This window comes from Paenibacillus sp. FSL H7-689 (assembly GCF_000517905.1).
Taxonomy (GTDB): Bacteria; Bacillota; Bacilli; order Paenibacillales; family Paenibacillaceae; genus Paenibacillus; species Paenibacillus amylolyticus.
Map to the genome: position 1 here is coordinate 165651 of NZ_ASPU01000003.1, position 14775 is coordinate 180425.

Annotated in this window: 12 protein-coding genes, 1 rRNA gene and 1 riboswitch; of the genes, 1 reads left to right on the plus strand and 12 read right to left on the minus strand. The window is 46.5% G+C overall.

Going from position 1 to position 14775, the window contains the following annotated elements; all coding sequences use genetic code 11:
• The 9 genes from purS to C170_RS02390 all read right to left on the minus strand — a co-directional run bounded on the left by purS (position 1) and on the right by C170_RS02390 (position 8967).
• Complete coding sequence (gene purS, locus C170_RS02355) at positions 1-246, minus strand: phosphoribosylformylglycinamidine synthase subunit PurS (RefSeq protein WP_017690695.1); 246 nt, start codon at positions 244-246, stop codon at positions 1-3.
• Between the two features lie 572 nt (positions 247-818).
• Positions 819-1691, minus strand: a complete 873-nt coding sequence (locus C170_RS02360; protein ID WP_036606072.1) for a phosphoribosylaminoimidazolesuccinocarboxamide synthase — start codon at positions 1689-1691, stop codon at positions 819-821.
• A gap of 251 nt (positions 1692-1942) precedes the next feature.
• Positions 1943-3241, minus strand: a complete 1299-nt coding sequence (gene purB / locus C170_RS02365; RefSeq protein ID WP_036606073.1) for an adenylosuccinate lyase — start codon at positions 3239-3241, stop codon at positions 1943-1945.
• Positions 3238-4440 carry a 5-(carboxyamino)imidazole ribonucleotide synthase gene (purK, locus tag C170_RS02370; protein ID WP_051446955.1) on the minus strand — a complete coding sequence of 401 codons (1203 nt, stop codon included), beginning with the start codon at positions 4438-4440 and terminating at the stop codon, positions 3238-3240. The genes purB and purK overlap by 4 nt, the downstream gene beginning before the upstream one ends.
• On the minus strand, positions 4437-4922 hold the full coding sequence (gene purE / locus C170_RS02375; RefSeq protein WP_017690699.1) for a 5-(carboxyamino)imidazole ribonucleotide mutase: 486 nt from the start codon (positions 4920-4922) through the stop codon (positions 4437-4439). Before purE ends, purK begins: the two co-directional genes overlap by 4 nt.
• Positions 4923-5115: 193 nt before the next feature.
• Positions 5116-5217, minus strand: a riboswitch (purine riboswitch).
• Positions 5218-5487: 270 nt separating this feature from the next.
• The gene (locus C170_RS02380) at positions 5488-5922 is read right to left on the minus strand and encodes a universal stress protein (protein ID WP_017690701.1); all 435 of its coding nucleotides are present in this window, start codon (positions 5920-5922) and stop codon (positions 5488-5490) included.
• Positions 5923-6144: 222 nt separating this feature from the next.
• Complete coding sequence (locus tag C170_RS02385) at positions 6145-6408, minus strand: DUF1294 domain-containing protein (protein WP_017690702.1); 264 nt, start codon at positions 6406-6408, stop codon at positions 6145-6147.
• Between the two features lie 126 nt (positions 6409-6534).
• Positions 6535-6672: a hypothetical protein gene (locus tag C170_RS31095; protein ID WP_017690703.1), complete on the minus strand. Its 138-nt coding sequence runs from the start codon at positions 6670-6672 to the stop codon at positions 6535-6537.
• Between the two features lie 165 nt (positions 6673-6837).
• On the minus strand, positions 6838-8967 hold the full coding sequence (locus tag C170_RS02390) for a DNA topoisomerase III (protein ID WP_036606074.1): 2130 nt from the start codon (positions 8965-8967) through the stop codon (positions 6838-6840).
• 372 nt (positions 8968-9339) lie between these two features.
• Here C170_RS02390 and C170_RS02395 point away from each other — a divergent pair, with 372 nt between their 5' ends.
• Positions 9340-11274 (plus strand): amidase family protein, encoded by a 1935-nt coding sequence (locus C170_RS02395; RefSeq protein ID WP_036606075.1) that lies wholly within the window; start codon positions 9340-9342, stop codon positions 11272-11274.
• A gap of 179 nt (positions 11275-11453) precedes the next feature.
• On the opposite strand, the gene C170_RS02400 is transcribed toward C170_RS02395, so the two are convergent.
• The 3 genes from C170_RS02400 to rrf all read right to left on the minus strand — a co-directional run bounded on the left by C170_RS02400 (position 11454) and on the right by rrf (position 14630).
• Entirely contained in the window at positions 11454-12458 is a 1005-nt protein-coding gene (locus C170_RS02400; RefSeq protein ID WP_036606076.1) for a ketoacyl-ACP synthase III, read from the minus strand.
• 326 nt (positions 12459-12784) lie between these two features.
• Entirely contained in the window at positions 12785-14290 is a 1506-nt protein-coding gene (locus C170_RS02405; protein WP_036606077.1) for an alpha/beta hydrolase family protein, read from the minus strand.
• A 223-nt stretch (positions 14291-14513) separates the two neighbouring features.
• Positions 14514-14630 (minus strand): 5S ribosomal RNA (gene rrf / locus C170_RS02410).
• Positions 14631-14775 lie beyond the last annotated feature (145 nt).

Below are 14775 nucleotides of genomic sequence, written 5' to 3' on the forward strand. Positions count from 1 at the left end.
TTAACCCTCCAATTCGTAGCGGTAATCTTCAACAACGGTGTTGGCCAGCAGCTTTTCACACATGACTTTCAATCGTTTCTCCGCTTCCGCACGATCTGTTGTATCCAGGTTCAGTTCCATGACTTTACCGATCCGTACACTTTCCACTTCGTTGAATCCCATTGAATGCAGGGCTCCTTGAACAGCTACGCCTTGCGGGTCGAGTACGCTTTGCTTAATAGTGACATATACGGTTGCTTTGATCATGATCCTTATGTTCCTCCTCAGTAATGAACGGGATAAATGCTTTACGCTGTTAAAAAAGTTACTTTTGGTGCTTGCTCCGGGCCGGATTGTTCTTTCCGGTCGCTTGTTGTCCCCAGGTTTTTTGGATTGTTTTGGCCCGCTCTGCGGTCAAAACCCGGGGACAAAGGCGAACGCTATCGCTCCTTTAAGAACAATTCCGCCCCTCCGCTAGTCCATGCGATGTTTTTTAAAGGCCTAAACCTTTTACGTTGCACGGTGTGTAATGGTCTAGACTGACCATTCCTTCAAAACAGTGAATGGCGAATGGTCTTTAAGTTACTTTAGTAATTAGTGAATTTAATTCTCTTAATTTTTCAGGCTTCCCCTACCTGTGGGAAGCCACCGCTCTTAATTGCCTCACCCACCAGTTTGTCACTGGCGGAGGGAAAGATTTGAGCTAGAGAAACGAAGTGCTCTCCTTTGCAACCGGAATGTTTCCTTTTGAAAAAAGGATTCCAATCAAAACATTCCGGGGGCAACAGCGATCGAAAGCCAAACTTTCCCATAGCCTCTCGCTCAAACGTTAAACGTTATTATTTCGTTAAACGGTTATAAATATCGACGTATCTTGCGGTTGTTGCTTCAACTACCTCTTGTGGAAGTGGATCAGGTTTGCTGTTCTTGTCCCAATCGGTTCCGGCGAGATAGGTGCGCACTGGCTCTTTATCCATACTGTCGATCTCGATGTCGAGTTCATAATTCTCTTTGGCCCAGAAGCGTGAAGCATCTGGGGTGAAGATTTCGTCAATCAGGATGACCTTGCCATCCACGATGCCGAACTCGAATTTGCAATCTGCCAGAATGATGCCACGCTGATCACAGTAATCACGGGCGAATTCGTACAGGCGCAAGCTTTTTTCCTGAAGCTCAGCTGCGAGTGCGTCTCCCACCAGTTCTTTCATGCGATCCATTGGGATGTCCTCATCGTGACCAACATCGTTTTTGGCTGCCGGTGTGAAAATGGGAACTTCGAGCTTGGCGTTTTTGCGAAGTCCATCAGGCAGTTTAATGCCATTCACTTCACCACTCGTCTCATATTGTCTCCATCCCCCACCCGTGATGTATCCACGCACGACACATTCAATATCAATGCGTTCTGCTTTGCGGGTTACCATGATGCGGTCTTTGAGCAATTCTGGGTCTGTGATGAGATCACCCAGTTGATTCACATCGGTATGAACGACGTGATTCTCCATCATGTCACCCGTCAGTTCGAACCAAAAGCTGCTGAGTTTATTCAGTACGTTTCCTTTCTCGGGAACCGCCGGGTCCAGCACGTAATCAAATGCCGATATACGGTCCGTAACCACGATCAGAAAATGTTCACCCAGATCGTATAATTCACGTACTTTTCCTTTATATAACAGAGGTGCTTTAACGAGATCTGCCGCAGTGGACAGTGCCATGGGCTCACCTTCTTTCAGGAGATGTAAAGTATACGTCCAATTCCCCTCATCACGCGGGGCCACTCCGAATGCAGAATAACCTTCCGATCGCTGTTATCCCCGGATTTCTCTGATCCCTTTCTCAAGGGGGAAATCCGGTGATAAAGGCGAGCGCTTTGCTTCTTCAGGTTTTTTCTGCCTTCTCCGTTCCAGCGTGAACACATAATCAACCTATACTTTTAGAGAGTAGAATAATTCAAAACCTTAATATATTAGTCGTTCAAGCCGAGCTTTTTGAAGATGGTGTCAACGTGCTTCAGGTGCCATGACGGGTTGAATGCATCTGCGATTTCTTCTTCGTTCAGCACTTCCGTGATTTCCGGTGTGGATTTCACGATATCCTCGAACTGGCGTTGATCTTCCCATGCTTGCATCGCACGTGGTTGAACGGTATCGTACGCTTGCTCTCGGCTGAAGCCTTTGTCGATCAGCTTTGTCATGATGCGACCGGAGAATGGTACCCCGTAGGTGCGCTCCATGTTACGTTTCATGTTCTCAGGGAAAACCGTCAGGTTCTTCACGATGTTACCAAAACGGTTCAGCATATAGTTCAGCAGCATCGTTGCATCCGGTAGAATGATACGTTCTACAGAAGAATGCGAGATGTCGCGCTCGTGCCAGAGCGTTACGTTCTCGTATGCCGATACCATATGTCCGCGAATAACGCGGGACAGACCAGAGATGTTTTCACTACCAATTGGGTTACGTTTGTGTGGCATCGCAGAAGATCCTTTTTGACCTTTAGCAAAAGCTTCTTCCACTTCACGGAATTCACTCTTCTGCAGTGCACGTACCTCTGTAGCAAACTTGTCCAGGGACGTTGCGATCAACGCCAGTGTAGCCATATACTCGGCGTGACGATCACGTTGCAATGTTTGAGTCGAGATTGGCGCAGGTTTCGTGCCCAACTTCTCGCAGACAAACTCTTCAACAAACGGATCGATGTTCGCGTACGTTCCTACTGCGCCTGAGATTTTGCCGTATTGTACATTGTCTGCTGCATGGCGGAAACGCTCCAGGTTCCGTTTCATCTCTTCATGCCACAATGCCATTTTCAGTCCAAATGTCGTTGGCTCCGCATGCACACCGTGCGTACGTCCCATCATTGGTGTGTGCTGATAAGCCAATGCTTTTTCACGAAGAATTTCAATGAAATTCACAATATCCTTTTCCAAAATCTCATTCGCTTGACGCAGTACATAACCCAGAGCCGTATCCACGACATCTGTGGAAGTCAGACCGTAGTGTACCCATTTCCGCTCCGCACCCAGACTTTCAGATACCGTACGTGTAAATGCGATAACGTCATGACGTGTTTCCTTTTCAATCTCATAGATGCGGTCGATGTCAAAAGATGCGTTCTGACGAAGCAATGCTGCTTCTTCCTTAGGGATAACACCCAGTTCGGCCCACGCCTCACATGCACAAATTTCAACTTCCAGCCACGATTGGAATTTGTTCTCTTCGGTCCAGATGGCTCTCATTTCGGGTCTGCTATAACGTTCAATCATGAATTTGTATTCCTCCAGAGGTTAGTTTGTTCAATCCATTGCAATCCTTCTTCAACATCCTGACAGAGCAGATTCACATGCCCCATCTTTCGTCCTGTTTTTGCTTCGGTTTTACCATATATGTGAAGCTTGGGAATCACACCGAGTTCTATCGCTTCTACATCAGGTTGCCCTGTTCTGGCGATAATGCCTTCCAGATGTTCTCCAAGCACATTGACCATAACAACCGGACTCAATAACGAAGTGTCCCCAAGTGGTAACCCGCAGATCGCACGGATATGTTGTTCGAACTGAGAAGTCGCACAGGCTTCCATCGTATAGTGACCGGAATTATGCGGTCTTGGTGCCAGTTCGTTGACGTACAGTCTTCCATCCGTCGCTACAAACAGTTCCACAGCCAGCAACCCAACAGCCTTCATCGATTCTGCCACCGCTGCTGCCAGCTTTTGCGCTTCAATCTGGATATCTGCGGCAACTCTAGCCGGTACAATTGAAGCATGCAAAATGTTGTTCACATGAATGTTCTCCGCTGGCGGGAACGTTTTGATCTCCCCATTTGTACTACGCGCTACAACGACCGATATCTCGCATTCAAACTTGATGAATTGTTCCAACACCAGTTCCGCACCAGTAGCCGCAAGTTCTTCGTATGCCGCAACAGCCTGACTTGCTTCCCGGATGACCCGTTGACCTTTGCCATCGTAGCCTCCAGTCACCGTCTTCAGTACACAGGGCACTCCAAGTTCGCTAACAGCAGCAAGCATCGTATCCGCACTTGTGATTTCCCGATAAGGCGCGACTCTTACTCCAGCAGCTTCGATCGCACGTTTTTCACGCAACCGATGTTGTGTGGTGTACAGTAACGCACTTCCTTGTGGAACGTAAGACTCACGCTCGAGCAGCCCAGCGACTTCTGCATCCACATTTTCGAATTCATACGTAATGACATCGCATTGCCGAGCCAGTTCAAGTGCAGCTTTGGCATCGTCATAACCAGCTTCAATCTGACGAGCAACTTGACCACAAGGTGCATCCGCAGCGGGATCAAGAGTAACGAATCGATAACCCATTGCCGTTCCTGCGAGCGTCATCATACGTCCGAGCTGTCCGCCTCCAAGAATGCCGATGGTTGTTTTCCCGGGCAGCAGGACTTTTTTTAGCTCTCCTGCTATACCGGATTGGTTCTCGACTCTATTCATAGTTCTTCACTACTTTCGAGTACTTCTTGTTTGATGCGCTCTCGGCGAGCTTCAGAGCGACGTTGGACATCCGGGTCAAAAGCACCGATCATTTGAGCTGCCAGCAATCCTGCATTCGTTGCCCCCGCCTTGCCAATCGCCACAGTTGCGACGGGAATACCACCAGGCATCTGAACAATGGACAACAAGGAATCGAGACCGTTCAATGCTTTGGATTGAACCGGTACGCCAATGACTGGAAGCATCGTTTTGGCGGCAACCATACCAGGTAGATGTGCTGCCCCGCCTGCCCCTGCAATGATCACCTTGAATCCTCGATCAATTGCTTGCTCTGCGTATTCAAACATCAAATCCGGTGTACGATGGGCGGAGACCACCTTTTTCTCATACCCAATCTCCAGCTCGTCCAGCACCTCGCACGCATGTTTCATCGTTTCCCAATCCGACTTGCTGCCCATAATTACAGCGACTTGCAGTGACATGAATACATCCAACTCCCGTCTGCGCTTTTTTGATTACATCTGACTATTAAGGGACTCTTATTACGTGTGAAATGAAAAAATCCGCTACCCGCGAAAACATCACATTTTCTCCGGACACCGGACTCCAAGAAATACGTATCCCTCATTTGGGCATGCCAAAGGGGGCTTGCTGTCCGCATCTGGTTGCATGCGACTCTCAGCCGTATCTCCTCGTAGTCCGGAAATTTACGGTTCCCGGGTAGATACTTCCGGGCCCTATTCCCGGCGTTATACGAGCAAATATCTATCAAACTATCTTCGTTCATTTTTGCAATCTCTTATTACATATTTCGTTCCTACTCGACCTTATTCTTACCTGATCGACACATCTAACATTCTAACAATCCCCTACAGCTAATGTCAACTTAAAGACGAACATTTAACATATTGACAAATATAATGTTCGGGAATTGCTTCTTTAAATTCGTTTAACCAACCATTTCATCCCATAAAAGAAAGCCGGCTCCTCTTCAATCTCTCGAAGACAACCGGCTTCCTGCTTTTCAGTGCGTACACACTTCATCCATTATTTTACGATCAGTACTGGAACCCGCGCATGCTGCACCACATTGTGACTAACACTACCCAAGACAAATTCCCGAATTCCACCCAGTCCGCGGCTACCAATTATAATGATATCAGAATCATTTTCTTTGGCAAAATCAAGCAATACTTCCGCTGCCGCTCCTTGAATCAGATCCACATTGGCCGTTACACCCGCAGCCTGAATTCGTTCTTTCGCTTCATCTGTTGTCTGCACCGCCAGATTGTAGTAGTCATTATTAAGTGAAGGTGGCAGTGGAGCCAACCCCTCACCGATGAATACACGCGGGAAATCAAAAGCATGAATGACATCCAGTACTGCATTTGGGGACACTTTAGCTAGCTCAATGGCACGATCAAGTGCTTTATTTGAAGCTTTGGAACCATCATAAGCCACTAATATTTTGGAAAATAACATGTGAATCCCGTCCCTTCCTTTATATGTAGAGCACGCGAAGCAAGCTTCGGTCTGACATGTAATAAACTAACAGTTAAATAACAGAACCATGTAACTCCTTAAACGTTCCGGAACCACAATGAACCATTTATACGAATGAATTTACATATCAGACGAATTAATGATACACCTTTCACTTCAGCGTAAGTCTTGTTTGAATGGTTACGCATTTGTTCCATGTGTTCATTGAATAAAGTAACCATAGATTACCGCATTTAAGAACAACAACAACGGAATGCCAATGGTGAAGCTGGGATGTTTAGTCTTATGCCTTTTCCGATACATCGCGATCCAGACTCCCAATGCACCGCCTATAAATGCTAATAAGAATAACGTCCGTTCGGGTGTACGGTCACGACGCTGTTGTGCACGCCTCTTATCATCCGACATCACCAGATAACCAACTACATTAATAAATAAAAACCACAATATAAGTCCGGTTTGCATATAATTCTAGCGATCCCCCTGTCCCGGGACATCTCCCTGTCTCCATTATAGTCCTCATCAGAGACATGTTCAACGCACCGGATAGGGAACCGCAATTTTGTGTAATAACGCTAACCTCGCTCTAACCTAGGACTCCTGCTTTGGAATACCGTTCAGGCTTGGTGCTCTTTTGGCTGCTTTGTCCGGGCGCACAGCGATACTCTCTTCCCGAATACTGTCTTTGTTTTGCTGGTTATGGATTTTCTCTGGTTTGTTATGCGGCATATAGGTATCACCTCCTTGGCTTACGTTGCCTGAAAACGGAGGATCTTATACGACTTCACATAGATGAGTAGAGAAAAGTTATAATCAGTCCCTTTGGAGTAAATGAGTACATCATTCGCATAGCTCGTACCGCACGAAGTATTACCTCAACTACCCTCAAGCGTGTTACTCTCCCTTTTTCTCCATAGCCGCCTTCAGCAGTTCACCCAGATTGGAACCGATGGACTCCTGCTTAGCATACTGTTTCACCAGCTTTTGCTGATCGCGTTTGTTCACATGCTGTTTGTCCTTATCCAATGTTTCTGTAATACCACAAGGTAGACATTGTACGTATAACCCCGCCTTGCCTTCTTTGATTTCCATCTTTTTGTGGCACTGCGCACAACGACGATTGGACAATCTTTTTTCTGCCGAACGACGATATCCACAGTCCTCCGTAGGACATACAAGAAACTTGCCACGCTTGCCCTTCTTCTCTAACAACCGTGCATTACAGTCCGGACAATGGCTATTGGACACATTATGTGGCTTGTACTCTGCTTTGCTGCCTTTGACCGTAGACACCAGCTCTTTCGCCATGGATCGGATACTATCCAGAAACGGTCCGGGTTTCCCTTGCCCACGAGCGATGCGTTCCAACTCAGCCTCCCAGCGAGCAGTCAGATCCGGTGTACGAAGCTGCGGGGCAGCCAGTTCAATCAACTGTTTCCCTTTGCCGGTTGGATGCATGCTGTTGCCTTGACGATCTATTGTATCGGAACTGACCAGCTTCTCGATAATATCTGCCCGTGTAGCGGGCGTCCCGAGTCCATGCTTTTCCATCTGAGAAAGCAAAGCGGCTTCGGTATACCGTTTGGGCGGCATCGTCCGTCCACTTTTAATATGGCAACGCTGAACCGTCACGGACTGTCCTTGCTGCACATCTGGCAAAAGCGCACGCTCATGATCTGCTGCATCGTCAGCCTGGTCATCGTCATCATCACTGTAATCGCCGCCGTATACTTCACGCCATCCACTTTCTTTCACCGTTGTACCTTTGACATGGAAGGAATCATTCCCCACTTGAACCGTAATCGCAACCGAATCGTACTTCGCTGCTGGATAGAACAGGCTGATAAAACGACGTACGATCAGATCGTACAATTTCCGTTCCTCCGGGTTCAATTGATTCAGAAGCACCGTTTGCTCCGTAGGGATAATTGCATGGTGATCAGTCACCTTGCTATCATCCACAATACGTTTGGTGATATTCAGATTTTTGCGCAGCAAAGGACGTGCCAAAGACGCATAAGGTCCAATGGCTACACTGTCCAGACGTTCTTTCAATGTAGCTGTCATATCCGAAGTCAGGTACCTGCTGTCCGTACGTGGGTACGTTACGAGTTTGTGCTGTTCATACAGACGTTGCAGGACATTTGATGTTTGCTTTGCAGAGAAACCATATTTCCGGTTGGCATCTCTTTGAAGCTCCGTCAGGTCATATGCCAGTGGATGCGGCTCTACTTTCTCGCTTTTCTTCACCTGGGCAATCGTGCCCTTGCGCCCGTCTACCCGTTTCTTCAATTCTTGCGTTTCTTGAGGGTCGAAAATTCGTGAATCTCCCCCAGCTGCCCGCCACACAGCCTGAAAACCTCCCAAATCTGCCGTTAACGTCTCATACTCCTGCGAGCGGAAACCATTAATTTCATTTTCTCTATCCATAATCATGCCCAAGGTCGGCGTTTGGACCCGTCCAGCAGACAACTGCGCATTGAAACGAACGGTTAACGCACGGGTCACGTTAAGTCCAATCATCCAGTCGGCCTCCGCCCGGCAACGTGCAGATTCATAGAGACGGTCGAACTGACTGCCTGGCTTCAGCGAAGCAAATCCGTCTTTGATCGCCTTATCTGTCTGGGATGAAATCCACAGGCGTTTAAAAGGTTTTTTCCACCCCGCCATCTGCATGATCCAACGGGCCAGCAATTCTCCCTCACGTGCGGCATCCGTCGCAATAACCAGCTCGCCCACATCCTGACGCTTCATCAACTGCTGCACGGCTTTATATTGATGGTTGGTCTCTTTAAGTACCTTCAGTTTCGTACGCTCTGGCAGAATTGGCAGGTCCTCCAGATTCCATGTTGCATACTTCTTGTCGTAATCCTCCGGTTCAGCTAATCCAACCAGATGTCCAAGCGCCCAGGTAACGATATATTTCGGGCCTTCCATATAACTTTTATGTTTATCACGCGCACCCATGACTCTGGCTATTTCGCGTGCCACAGACGGTTTTTCTGCGAGTACCAATGTCTTCACTTCATATCTCTTCCTCTCTGGTAGAACGTTATGTCTCTTTTATTCCTATCTTTTCATTATATCATTTCACACTAAAGGTATGCTCTGTCATCTCTACTTCCTAATCTACTCGCATCCTGTAACCTCATGTTTAATCAACATATCGAATTCATGTTATATTTATTCACATCAAAATATGTAATAGTTTTTCTGAGTACATGTAAACAGAAGCATGAATAAGTATTAACACTGTACAGTATTGATGTATACGTTTTTTTGGATAAATATAAGCATTGTAAGATTACCTGACATAACTATACAATGTGTCAAAAGCATAGAAACAGAATCGCTGCTAACACACATCAATGAGACACAGGAAGGGAGCGTGGATGCATGACTTATCATGGATCTGTATTGAAAAAAAGTGGGGCTTTGTTACTGGCAGGAGCTGTTGTTGCCACAACATGGGGAGGAACGGTGCCTTCGGCATCAGCCGCAACGGCAGCGCCTACGAGTAAAACAACAGTAGCAGCTGTATCCAAAGGAAAAGCGCCAGCTACTCCGGCAGCATTTGTTCAGGCCATGGAAGAAGCGGCTACACTTGCAGGTGTGCCTTTCACCATGGACAAGCTCTCCGGCACAACCGTACAACGTAAAGATGCTGCGGTCGCCTTGCAACAATGGCTCAAGCTGGATTCGACTACCGAATCATTCAAGGATGTCCCGGATGAAGCCACTTTCGCAGGTGCTGTTGGTGCATTGAACACTGCGGGATTGATGAAAGGCTATACGGAATCACTCTTCCTTCCAAACTCTGTACTTACCGAGAATGACCTCTCCATACTGAAAGACCGCATTTATAACTACATAAAACCGTTTGTCCTGGAGGAAGCAACCATTATGGATCTTCAGGCCGCAATGACGCAAGGAAAACTGACATCAAAAGAACTGGTTCAGAAATATCTGGACCGCATTGAAAAATACGATGATCAAGGTGTAAGCATCAACGCGGTATTAACCCTGAACCCGGATGCGCTCCAAATTGGGGAGCAATTGGATGAAGAACGTGCAGCTCAAGGTGCTCGTGGACCTCTGCATGGCGTTCCGATTCTGGTGAAAGACAATTTCGATACCAACGACATGCCAACAACTGCGGGCTGTATCTGTCTGAAAGATTCCATTCCTGCTCACGATGCTGAACAAGTGAAGAAACTCAAAGCAGCTGGTGCCATTATTTTGGGCAAAACAAACCTTCATGAATTCGCATTTGGCATCACGACATCCAGCTCATTGGGCGGACAAACATTGAACCCATACGCTCTGGACCACTATCCAGGTGGCTCAAGCGGCGGAACAGGTGCTGCCATTGCATCTAACTTTGCCGCAGCCGGCATGGGTACAGACACTGGCGGTTCGATCCGAATCCCTTCCAGCTTCAACAGCCTTGTGGGTATCCGCCCAACCATCGGACTGTCCAGCCGTGAAGGCATTATCCCATTGGCTTTGACACAGGATGTCGGTGGACCTATGGCTCGTACCGTAAGTGATGCCGCAATCATGCTGGATGCTACAGCCGGCTATGACAAAAAAGATGTCGCTACAGCTTACGCGGTTGGAAAAATTCCTTCAAGCTACACTGATTTCTTGGATGTAAACGGGTTGAAAGGTGCACGCATCGGTGTGGCCACAGAACTCATTCCAAGTACCAAAGCTGAAGAAAAAGCCGTTGCTGACGTAATCAACACAGCTGTGGAAGAACTGAAGTCACTTGGCGCTACCGCAGTTCCAATTTCTATCCCGAACTTGGCTGAGATCAACAAATACCCAAGCCTTAGTGGATATGAATTCAAGTTTCAGCTGAATGACTATCTGGATTCATTGGGTGCAGATGCTCCATATCACAGTCTGTCCGAGATCATTGCTTCCGGAGAGTTTGATAAGTCACAAGAACAATCCATGAAGACTCGGGATGCACGCCAAACCCTCGAGACTACGGAATATAAGGACATCGTCCTGAAACGTACCCAAGTTACACGTGAGTCCTTGCTGAAAGTTATGGCAGATAATAATCTGGATGCCATCATCTATCCAACGTCCACACAAGCCGCTGGTGTTATTGGCGAAGGACAAAACTCCGGTGGTAACAACCGATTGAGTCCTTTCTCCGGCTTCCCGGCGATCACGGTCCCTGCTGGTTTCACAACAGAAGGTCTGCCAGTAGGTATGGAGTTCCTGGGTCGTGCTTTTGATGAAGGAACCTTGATCAAGCTGGCTTACAGCTACGAACAAGGTACACATCACCGCCAAGCTCCTAAGCTTACGCCGTAAAATGTTTATGGGATTAAGCATTTCCTGTTAACACATAGAAATAAGATGCAATCATATCATTTTATTAAAACAAGTTAAATCACTAAAGAGACCACCCTCTTCATGACTGCATGAAGTTTGGGTGGTCTCTTATATTTTCTCTATTTATTTTTGTGTAGCATCCAATCGTATGTTATCCATTACTGCACCTTGTCCGGCACGCCCCATTTCAGCACTAGACCTGCGTACGTCAGACCACCGCCAAAACCAAAGAGCGCTACGCGCTGTCCTTCTTTCAATTTCCCTTCATCCACTGCAAGCTGTAAAGCAAGCGGAATGGAAGCAGCAGATGTGTTCCCACGATATTCGACACTGGTTAAAGTACGTTCCAAAGGAACCGGACCACGTTCGCAAACAGCCTCAATCATTCTCATGTTGGCACTATGCGGGACAAACCAGTCAATCTCTTCAGGTCTTAATTCAGCTTTGGCTATAAGCTTACCTAATTGTTCTGGAATTGTCCGTACAGCCCACTTATAAATCTCTCTGCCATTCTGAACAAGGCACCCATCACCCTGTAAAGGCACACCATTCATCTCCGAAGACAGACCACTCTTATAGAGATGTACACCGCCTTCTCCATGCGTACCTGATATGGCTGCCATAAAGTCACCTTCTAGAGCCGCTGATCTCTCCACCAAGAAGGCTCCAGCTCCGTCCCCAAACAGTACACAAGTCGTGCGATCTGTGTAATCCGTAATTTTGGACAATGTCTCTGCTCCAATTACCAGTACTTTGCGGTACATTCCACTGGTCACCAGACTGTCGGCTAGCTGTAATCCGTAGGTAAAACCTGCGCATGCAGCATTTAAATCCAGTACACCCGTGTGTGGGATCTTAAGATTAGCCTGTACTCTGGATGCCGTACTTGGGAAAGCATATTCAGGTGTACTTGTAGCCACAAGGATCATATCCACATCTTCTACACTTACATCATAACGATGTATCATATCTTCTACAGCCTTCGTAGCCAAGTCAGATACAAACTGATCTTCAGCTGCAATTCGCCGTTCTCTCATACCAGTACGCTGTACAATCCATTCGTCACTTGTCTCGACCAATTTCTCCAGATCAGCATTCGTTAATATTCGATCCGGTACATACGTCCCCATTGCCGTGATGGTTGCCTTTGATTGATGCTTCATACCGGTAGTCACCTCACTTGTTTTTTACCATTATAGCACTAAGTCTTAGTACTTGGTACTAATTTTTTTGTGATTTTCACTCAATATATCCGAAGTCAGTATTACTTTTATCCATGTGAAGAGATGTTTCTGAACCATTACCCTATTTACGAGCCTTCTATAGACACTTTATCCTTATATAAGGATACATCAGTCGAATTAATAATTTAGGTTAAGGTACACCTCAATATACGGGGAATTGACATATCTGCTAGCTACGTTTGAAGAAACGGATACAACATCATATAAAAAACAGGCTGTCGCTATATCGACAACCTGTTCCATAATTATAATAGCGGGGTTATGAACTTCACTTCCGGGAACCGACTATCGGGTCCGTTCATTAAGTTTCCGCCCTTTTCTTTCAGATACATATCAAAGAAATCCAGCATATAGGAATTAATAATGAAATTCGCTCTATCGGGCGCAATCTTCCCTGTAATACCCAGAATTTTGAAAATTGGAGAAATGAACTGCACGTCTGTAAAATTTAAATGCTCCGCATTATCGATATATAGAACTTGTCCCCCTGCGGCAACTGTTTTACGCATCCGATCAAGCTCCAACTTTTTGTCTTTCCTTTCTTGATCCACCCACTCTCTTGTATTACCCATACGTTCAAGTTCAGCATCCGTGTAGACTCGGTGATCGATCAACATTTTTAATTTTTCGTATACACTTTCCGAGTTCATGAACAAAATCGGCTTCCGCAAGCCCTCTTTGTCATGCAGACCATAAAGTCCTCCATCAAGGTCTATCCCAGCTGTTATTCGTGGATCGTAAGAAGCATCATAGGCCGTCGCTCCTCCAATGGAATGACCGAACACTCCGATATGCCCCAGATCCACCCTCCCTTTTAGCTGACTTGGAATTTTCCCCGATTGGATCAGTTCGAATTGGTCCAGCGCAAACACCACATCATCGGTTAACACTTTTCCCAACTCGTCACGTTGTTCTCTTTCTGTTCTATAATCATGTTCGGGTGAAAACAAATCGCTGGTTGTATTGGTCGTGATTTGACCATCCGGAAACTCGGTTGCAAATGTATTATAGGTGTGGTCGATCACTGCCACGATATATCCATGACTCGCCAGATTTTCGGCTTGTGACGTGTGAAGAAACTTGGAGGAACCAAAGCCGGGATTTGCAAGAATCAATGGGTACGAGGCCTGAGCCGATGAGACTTCAGTCGCCAAGTAAGCATGACTGGATACATACTTCAGGTGTTGAACCGTAAACCCGGGAAGGCCATAACTCTCCGCCATATAAGATAAGATTCGGGGAGTAGGGATAAACGGAGTATACTTTCCAGTACCAGCTTCAGCCGGATACCATACCTGAACCATCAATTCTCTCTTGCCTGTCTCTGATTTCCCGAATGTCTCCTCCCGGTTTGGATCGACGAAATGAAAGACTTGCGTGCCTACTTTTAACTTGCCAGTTGGTGCTGGAAGGTCAAAAACCGGAAACACATAGTGGAAACAGACTGTGGCAATCAGCCCAATTGCAATAAAAAGGGGAGCAAGTACTCTAGGAATTCGGGAGACTGGCCGCACGCCTTTCTGCGTTCGAACAACTTTTATAAGAGAAAACATAAACATCAGGGTCGCAAATCCGTATAAAAATACAAGCTGAATCCTGTATCCTTCAACAAGCAAATGTATCACTAAAAAAATGAATCCGACTCCGCTTGTCAGGAGCAAAGCTGTTCTTCGTATACGTTGATTGGGAATGAACAACAATGCCAATAAACAAACACTTGAGAAGAATAATAAAATTTCAATAAATCTCACGCCAACTCCCCCTGAAAATCAACCCCATCGATGGATAGGGTTAGTATACAGGAGCCACTAGATTGATTGTATTGATCTAACTTACAATTGCCTTACAACTGTGTAAGTTAAGTGAGAGGGCAATAATAAGAAAAAGCCCAACAAATGTGAGCTGTTCCTCTTTCATAAATCAAATTAGATAAAAAAAGACACACTCGATATCATCAAGTGTGTCTTCCTTGTTGCTTGGCGGCGTCCTACTCTCCCAGGACCCTGCGGTCCAAGTACCATCGGCGCTAGAGGGCTTAACGGTCGTGTTCGGGATGGGTACGTGTGGAACCCCTCCGCCATCGCCACCAAACGCGTAGCTTACATTTCAGAGTGTTGTTCTCTGAAAACTAGATTCGAAACGAAACACGCGAATTATCACTTGCTAATTGGATAAGCCCTCGACCGATTAGTACTGGTCAGCTCCATGCATTGCTGCACTTCCACCCCCAGCCTAT

What these genes read in the sequence shown, in the direction of transcription:
- C170_RS02385 (WP_017690702.1), bottom strand. Translation starts at nt 6,408, where the DNA reads ATGCAAACCGGACTTATATTGTGGTTTTTATTTATTAATGTAGTTGGT.
- purK (WP_051446955.1), bottom strand. Translation starts at nt 4,440, where the DNA reads ATGAATAGAGTCGAGAACCAATCCGGTATAGCAGGAGAGCTAAAAAAA.
- C170_RS02395 (WP_036606075.1), top strand. Translation starts at nt 9,340, where the DNA reads ATGACTTATCATGGATCTGTATTGAAAAAAAGTGGGGCTTTGTTACTG.
- purB (WP_036606073.1), bottom strand. Translation starts at nt 3,241, where the DNA reads ATGATTGAACGTTATAGCAGACCCGAAATGAGAGCCATCTGGACCGAA.
- purE (WP_017690699.1), bottom strand. Translation starts at nt 4,922, where the DNA reads ATGTCACTGCAAGTCGCTGTAATTATGGGCAGCAAGTCGGATTGGGAA.
- C170_RS31095 (WP_017690703.1), bottom strand. Translation starts at nt 6,672, where the DNA reads ATGCCGCATAACAAACCAGAGAAAATCCATAACCAGCAAAACAAAGAC.
- C170_RS02360 (WP_036606072.1), bottom strand. Translation starts at nt 1,691, where the DNA reads ATGGCACTGTCCACTGCGGCAGATCTCGTTAAAGCACCTCTGTTATAT.
- C170_RS02380 (WP_017690701.1), bottom strand. Translation starts at nt 5,922, where the DNA reads ATGTTATTTTCCAAAATATTAGTGGCTTATGATGGTTCCAAAGCTTCA.
- C170_RS02400 (WP_036606076.1), bottom strand. Translation starts at nt 12,458, where the DNA reads ATGAAGCATCAATCAAAGGCAACCATCACGGCAATGGGGACGTATGTA.
- purS (WP_017690695.1), bottom strand. Translation starts at nt 246, where the DNA reads ATGATCAAAGCAACCGTATATGTCACTATTAAGCAAAGCGTACTCGAC.